The sequence below is a fragment of the Parabacteroides sp. merdae-related_45_40 genome (assembly GCF_001915675.1).
Genome location: NZ_MNQY01000117.1, coordinates 134,823 through 141,991 on the forward strand (window position 1 = coordinate 134,823; position 7,169 = coordinate 141,991).

4 protein-coding genes are annotated in these 7,169 nt (G+C 47.3%); all 4 read left to right on the forward strand.

The window, feature by feature from the left end; translation table 11 throughout:
- Window positions 1-30: 30 nt before the first annotated feature.
- The 4 genes from BHV83_RS15555 to BHV83_RS15570 all read left to right on the forward strand — a co-directional run bounded on the left by BHV83_RS15555 (window position 31) and on the right by BHV83_RS15570 (window position 7,147).
- A complete protein-coding gene (locus tag BHV83_RS15555) occupies window positions 31-1,653 on the forward strand; it encodes a RagB/SusD family nutrient uptake outer membrane protein (RefSeq protein WP_005648613.1) in 1,623 nt (540 codons plus the stop codon).
- A gap of 93 nt (window positions 1,654-1,746) precedes the next feature.
- Window positions 1,747-4,659: a glycoside hydrolase family 2 protein gene (locus BHV83_RS15560; RefSeq protein ID WP_286757729.1), complete on the forward strand. Its 2,913-nt coding sequence runs from the start codon at window positions 1,747-1,749 to the stop codon at window positions 4,657-4,659.
- A 38-nt stretch (window positions 4,660-4,697) separates the two neighbouring features.
- On the forward strand, window positions 4,698-5,738 hold the full coding sequence (locus BHV83_RS15565) for a glycoside hydrolase family protein (RefSeq protein WP_046451983.1): 1,041 nt from the start codon (window positions 4,698-4,700) through the stop codon (window positions 5,736-5,738).
- 23 nt (window positions 5,739-5,761) lie between these two features.
- Window positions 5,762-7,147, forward strand: a complete 1,386-nt coding sequence (locus BHV83_RS15570) for a sulfatase family protein (protein WP_195485387.1) — start codon at window positions 5,762-5,764, stop codon at window positions 7,145-7,147.
- The last annotated feature ends 22 nt before the right edge of the window (window positions 7,148-7,169 follow it).

The window sequence follows — 7,169 nt, forward strand, 5'->3', positions numbered from 1 at the left end:
TTGTTTAAGATTAAAATTAAAGAATAAAATATGAAACGTGTATTAGTATATATGCTGGCCGGGATGGCATTGGTCGGGACTTCCTGTTCGGACTTTTTGGATACGATTCCCCATGACGCACTGTCTCCCAGCACAACTTGGCAAACAGAAAAGGATGCTGAAAAGTTTTTGATTGGTTGTTATGACGGTTGGGCTGATGAAACGGGTATTCTGTATTGGGATTGTGCTTCCGATTTCGGTTTCAATTTCCATGTCCATGAAAATTATCGGAATATCGGAAATGGTAGTATGACTGCCAGCAACGCAGTTGCAGATTATTATAAATTTGGAATGATCCGTCGTTGTAACGATTTCTTGACCAATATCCAAAATATTGAATTTGCGGATGCAAAGAAGAAAGACAATATGATTGGTCAGGTGAAAACGATCCGGGCTTATACTTATTTCAATATGAACTGGCAGTATGGTGGTGTACCTATTATCGATTCTTATGAAACAGCTGAAGAAGCACAAGTTCCCCGCAATACGGAAGAAGAGGTGAAAAAGTATATCTACGACGAGTTGGATGCTGCTATCCCGATGTTAGATGATGCTCCTGCCGCAAGTGGTTATATCGCCAAAGGTACGGCTTTGGCTATCAAGATGCGTTCAGCCCTTTATTATGCCGACTACCAGCGTGCGAAAGAGGCTGCAAAAGCTATTATGGATTTAGGACAGTATGAACTGGATCCGAGCTTTGAAAATATATTTATGGTGAGCGGACAGAATTCGAAAGAAATCATAGCTGCTGTGCAACATGATGAAAATCTGTATTCAAATTGGATGATCGCCACGATGTATAACAATTCGGATGCAGGTTGGTCTTCTATGGTTCCATCCAAAAATCTGATTGATGCGTATGAAATGAGTAATGGTTTGACAAAAGAAGAGGCTGGTAGTGGTTACGATCCTGTTCATCCTTTTGCAAATCGTGACCCGCGTATGGCAATGACGGTTCTTTATCCGGGTATGGATTGGGTTAATTATAAGGGAGAAGAAACGATCATTAACACATTGGATAAGGAGGTGAATGGTAAATCGAATCCGGATCATCCGGGTACGGCTAACAACTCTTCGAAGACGGGTTTGACTTGGGCTAAATATTTGGCTCCGATGTCTCAATATGGAGATGTTTGGTCTTCGAATGCGCAGACGATCATTTTCCGGTATGCAGAAGTATTATTGACATATGTGGAAGCTGAGAACGAATTGAACGGCCCGTCTGCTGAAATATACGATATGTTGGATCAGATTCGTACGCGTGTAGGTATGCCGAAAGTAGATCAGAGTAAATATGGTACTAAAGAAACATTGCGTGAATTGATTCGTCGCGAACGTTCTATCGAGTTAGCTGGTGAAGGCCTTCGTCGTGCCGATATTCTTCGTTGGAAAGATGCAAGTGGCAAGATGGTTGCTGAAACGGTATTGAATGCTCCTTTGGAAAGCTTCACCGGAACGATCAATTATGATGAAAAAGATCCGTACAAACGTGCAGTCATAAGTGGTGTCGAATTAGTTGAAAACCGTTCGTTCGCTCCTCATAACCGGTATTTACCGATCAAGCAGGATGCACTTGATAAAAACAAGCAATTGAAACAGAATGACGGTTATTAATAAGAACTGATATATTTATCATGTTTTAAGAGGGATATATTGGATCATTTCCAATATATCCCTTTCCTTTGTACAGAAAAACACTAACATAGCATGAAGCATTATCGAATTTTCTCTTTTATCTTGTTGTTCATTTGTGCTGCATTCGGACAAAGTTGCAGTATCTCCTTTTCCGGCCGGGAAGTCCTGGACATGAATACCGACTGGGCTTTTTATCGGGGGGATGTGGTGGAAGGGAGCCGGACGGATCTGGATGATTCAGGATGGATACCTGTCGCACTACCCCATATCATGCAACTGGAAATGAAACATTGCGGCGGGAACTCCATTTATGACGGGATCGGTTGGTATCGCCGTTATTTCAAACTGCCTGCAAAATATAAGGATAAACGGGTCGTCGTCTCCTTTGAAGGAGTGATGACGAATTGCGATGTTTATCTGAACGGCCAAAAAGTGACGGAACATCATGGTGGTTATATGGGATTTGTCGCAGATCTTACGGACCGTATCGATTGGAACGGTAACAATGTGCTGGCTGTCAGGGTGTCTGCCGAGCCGGACCCACTGACACCTCCGGGAAAGCCGCAGGACAAAATGGATTTCTATTATTATAGTGGGATTTATCGGGATGTCCGGATGGTGATTACGGACAAAGTATATATCACCGACCCGTTAGAGGAAGATCTTGTTGCCGGTGGAGGTCAGTTTGTGACGTATCCCGAAGTGACAAAAGACAAGGCGAGGGCACATCTTGCGACTCATGTCCGGAATTTGACGGATAAAGATCAGACATTGTCTGTTTTCTCGCAACTGGTCGATTCGGTTGGCCACGTTATTGCTGAGGCTGAAACACCGGTCACCTTGCACAAGCAATCGGACAGAACGGTGGAGCAGGACCTCATTGTTAACCAGCCTGCTTTATGGCATCCTTATACGCCTAATCTCTATACCTTGCGTACGCAATTATTATCGGAAGATAAAGTGCTCGACGAAACCACCCGGAAAATCGGTATTCGTACGATCCGGTACACGGCCGAGGAAGGATTCTTTATCAATGGTGAAAAACTGTATATGCGCGGAGCCAACCGTCACCAGGCTTTTGCCAATGTTGGGGATGCGGCTTCCAACTCAATGCAGGTACGGGATGTGATCGACCTGAAACGGGGTGGTTATAATGCGGTTCGCGCCGCCCATTATCCGAATGATCCGGCTTTCTTGGAGGCGTGTGACCGGTATGGGCTGTTAGTAGTGGAGTGTATTCCCGGATGGCAGTTCTATAATCCGGATTCAACCTTTATTAAACGTTTGTATGAAATCGGACGCCAGATGATCCGCCGTGACCGGAATCATCCTTCTGTTGTCCTTTGGGAAACGGCTTTGAACGAATCCCGTTATCCGGTCTCTTTGGCAAAAGAGATTTTCGAACTGTCTCATGCCGAATATCCGGGCGATCAGATGTACACGGCAGGTGATTACTTCGGGCATGCGGAAATGGAGCCCTATTATGATGTCTTTTATAAACAGGTTTCCAAATTCCCGAAAGACGGGGATGTGATGAGTAATTATCCGGAAGATTTTATAGTAGTCAAGCCGTTGTTTACCCGCGAATGGGGAGATGGCGTGGGCGAAAAGCCACGTGTCAGCTTGAAAGAAAGCGAGGAAGAACAGATGCGCCAGTGCCGCAGCCGTATCGAGCAGTTGAATGGTAAAGGCTATTTTGACTGGTGCATGCTGGATGCCAATCCACATATGGGTGGACATTTCGTTTGGAGCTACAATGACTATGCACGGGGCAGCCAGGATGAAACGATGTATAGCGGTGTGGTGGATATCAACCGGTATCCGAAATTCAGCTACTTCATGTTGCAGAGTATGAGGGACAAAGCAGTTTCACAACCCGGATTGTATGAAGGGCCGATGGTCTTTATCGCTTCCTATAATGCTTCGGGAGATTTCGCCTCGTCTACAACAGATATAACGGTTTTTTCCAACTGCGACGAAGTCCGTCTTTATCGTAATGAGAAGTTGATCGGAACTCAGACACGGGAAGAACGGACACCTCTGTTTCGTTCGATTGTCGAGAAAGGCGGCAGTCCGGTGTTCGTCTTTAATGCCGGGGAATATGAAACTGGGACGTTAAAGGCGGAAGCGCTGGTTGACGGAAAGATTGTGGCAACCCACAGTGTGAGCACTCCGGGAAAAGCCGATCGTCTGGTTGTGGACATTAAGACGGATGGCATTGTTCCTGTTGCCGACGGCTCGGATATGATTCCTGTCTACTTTAAGGTCTGTGACAAGAACGGTTCTTTGATCTACAACTCTGGACAGGAAATCCGGATTCTGGTGTCTGGTGAAGGAGTGCTGGTCGGAGATACGATCAGCCGTATCGGTATCAATCCTCAGAAGGTGGAAGGTGGCGTTGGTTTCGCATTTGTCCGCACGACGAAGAAAGCCGGTAAGATTACGGTGAAAGCGACAGCAGAGGGTTTGTTCGCCGGTGAAGAGGAAATCAGCACGAAGCCGTTTGAAGGGAAGTCTCTGCCTGATGGAAAACATGCTCTGTTTACGGGGAAAGAGGAAGACAATGTTGTGGTAAAACCTTCTTCCTGGCAGAAGCGTATCTTGGAGAAACCTCGCCTGAAAATCGCGTCGGTTCAGGTTGGAAACAGCCAGGACGGGTATCCTGCTTCCAATATAATCGACAATGACGATCATACTTGGTGGATTGCCGGAGAAGACCGGTTGCCACAGGTAGTCACTTTGGTGCTGGACCGTCCGACATACGTGGCTGCTAGCCGTATCCTTTTCCAGAAAGACAGTTCTTCCTATAAGCATAAGGTAGAGACTTCTGAGGATGGCGAACGGTGGGAACTCTTGTATGAGCGTGAATGTACGGGCTGGGAATTTAAGCCGATGACGGTTGACCGGGAAGTGAAATATCTCCGCTTGACAATCGAGAATGTTTCCGAAGGGCGTGCCGGCCTGGGGGAAATCTCGCTCTATTAATATATTATATAATGTATAACACGTCTAATCTGAATAGCATGAAAAGAATAGTATATATGTTGGCAGTCCTGTTCTACGGGACAAGCCTTTTTGCACAAGACAAGCCGTTCGACATTGAGCATGCGCCGGCTCCTTTGTTCCGTTGTCCTATCTATGACGGCCCTACCGACCCGACGCTCGAATGGAACGCGGAGCGGCAGGAATGGTGGATGTTCTACACGCAACGCCGTGCCAATGTCCCTAACTTGCAGGAAGTGGCCTGTGTATATGGCAGTAAAGTCGGGATCGCGGCAACCAAGAACAACGGTAAAAACTGGTATTATGTCGGGACAGCGAACCTGCCGGAACCCATGCAAGGACAGAGCACTTTCTGGGCTCCCGATGTGTTCAAGCATAAGGACACTTATTACATGATCGTGACCTTTATCCCCGGTATTCATCCTTTCTGGGGAGGTGATGCCCGGCTTGTCTTTTACAAAAGCAAGGATCTGATGAACTGGGATCTGGTGGAGGAAATAGAAGGTACACATGGTTGTATCGACGCTTCGGCGTTTCAGATGCCGGACGGAACATGGAAGATGTGGTACAAGACTCCCGATTCCAAGACGAATACGGGTGTGAGCAAGGATTTGACGACTTGGAAGGTAACCGGCAAATGTGAGATTGACGATGTCCCGCATGAGGGGCCGATCGTCTTTTATTGGAAAAATAAATACTGGAACATCATCGACGAATGTAATCTGGGATATGTCGGCTTGCACTGTTACGAATCGGACGATGCGACTAACTGGACCTATAATTCGACAATCCTGAACAAACCGGGCCTCCGTCCGGACGATTTCGACCAGGGAAGGCATTGCGATGTCGTTGTGATCGGAGACCGTGCTTTTATTTTCTATTTCACTCATCCGGGACGGACGTATAAAATGGACGGTATGGAAGTGGAAGAAAATACTTGGAACTATCATCGTGCCTCTATCCAGATAGCCGAATTGGAATATGTGGATGGAAAGATTGTTTGCGACCGGGATAAGTATGCAAAGAAAGTCCCGTCACCTATCGAGCGGAAGAAGAAGTAAACGGGAATAAAAAGAGGTATAAAATGAAAATAGATCGTTTGTTTGTTGTTTCTTTAGGGGCAATCACCGGATTGGCTTCTTGCTCGTCCGGACAGGAGGAAGAGGCGCAAAGACCGAATATCCTGATCCTGCTTGCGGATGATGCCGGATATGCGGATTTTGGATTTATGGGGGCGACGGATATCCAGACACCTAACATCGACCGCCTGGCAGCCGAAGGGTGTATCTTTACGGATGCTCATGTGGCGGCGACGGTGAGCAGCCCTTCGCGATCCATGATGCTGACGGGCCGCTACGGACAACGCTACGGATATGAATGTAACCTGGATAAGCCGGGAGATGGCCTTCCTGACGATGAAGAATTGCTTCCGGCTTTGTTGAAACGGTATGACTACCGTACGGGCTGTATCGGAAAATGGCATTTGGGCTCCGAACCCTCCCAGCGTCCGAATGCGAAAGGCTTCGATACGTTCTACGGGCTTTTGGCCGGCCATCGTTCTTATTTTTATAATCCTGAAACCAGTGACAAGGATGGCAGCCTGCAACAATACCAGCACAACGGGCGGAAACTGTCTTTCGACGGTTACTTCACCGATGAACTGGCTTCTAAGGCACAGCAGTTTGTTACGGAGAGCGAGCAGCCCTTTATGCTGTATATGTCCTTTACCGCTCCCCATTCTCCCAATGAAGCGACGGAAGAAGATTTGGCGCGTTTCGAAGGACAGCCCCGCCAGAAGTATGCGGCTATGATGTATGCGCTGGATCGTGGTGTCGGCAAGATTGTGGACGAACTGAAAGCGGCGGGCAAGTTCGACAATACGATTATATTCTTTTTGAGCGACAATGGCGGTTCCACGACCAACCAGTCCTCCAACCTTCCGTTGAAAGGCTTCAAGGGAAATAAGTTCGAAGGCGGACAACGGGTTCCGTTCTTTGTCGTTTGGGGCGATCGTTTCAAGCGGGACCAACGTTTCACCGGGCTGACTTCTTCGCTGGACATTTTTGCCACAGTGGTGGATGCGTTGGACATTCCGGAAGAAGGATTGCACAAGCCGATCGACGGTGTCTCCCTGTTGCCGTATCTTTCCGGGGAAAAAAGCGGTAATCCGCATGAAGCCTTATTCTGGCGTAAGATGGATACACGGGCCATCCGTTCCGGTTCGTACAAGTTGATCATTACTCGTGGTGTCGATTCCGTCCTGTATAATATGGATCAGGACGTGGAAGAGATGCACGATCTTTTATCTTCCGAGCCGGAGAAGGCACGGGAACTCATGGAGCAGTTGAGCGAATGGGAGCAGGCCTGTTGCAAAGATCCCCTTTGGATAGAAGAGGGTTGGGCCGAAATCACAAACGGCCTGCATGAACGTTTGATGAAAAACGAGATAAGGACGGCACAGGATCTTTGATAAAAAAGCCTCGGCATAAAGT

What these genes read in the sequence shown, in the direction of transcription:
- BHV83_RS15555 (WP_005648613.1), top strand. Translation starts at nt 31, where the DNA reads ATGAAACGTGTATTAGTATATATGCTGGCCGGGATGGCATTGGTCGGG.
- BHV83_RS15560 (WP_286757729.1), top strand. Translation starts at nt 1,747, where the DNA reads ATGAAGCATTATCGAATTTTCTCTTTTATCTTGTTGTTCATTTGTGCT.
- BHV83_RS15570 (WP_195485387.1), top strand. Translation starts at nt 5,762, where the DNA reads ATGAAAATAGATCGTTTGTTTGTTGTTTCTTTAGGGGCAATCACCGGA.
- BHV83_RS15565 (WP_046451983.1), top strand. Translation starts at nt 4,698, where the DNA reads ATGAAAAGAATAGTATATATGTTGGCAGTCCTGTTCTACGGGACAAGC.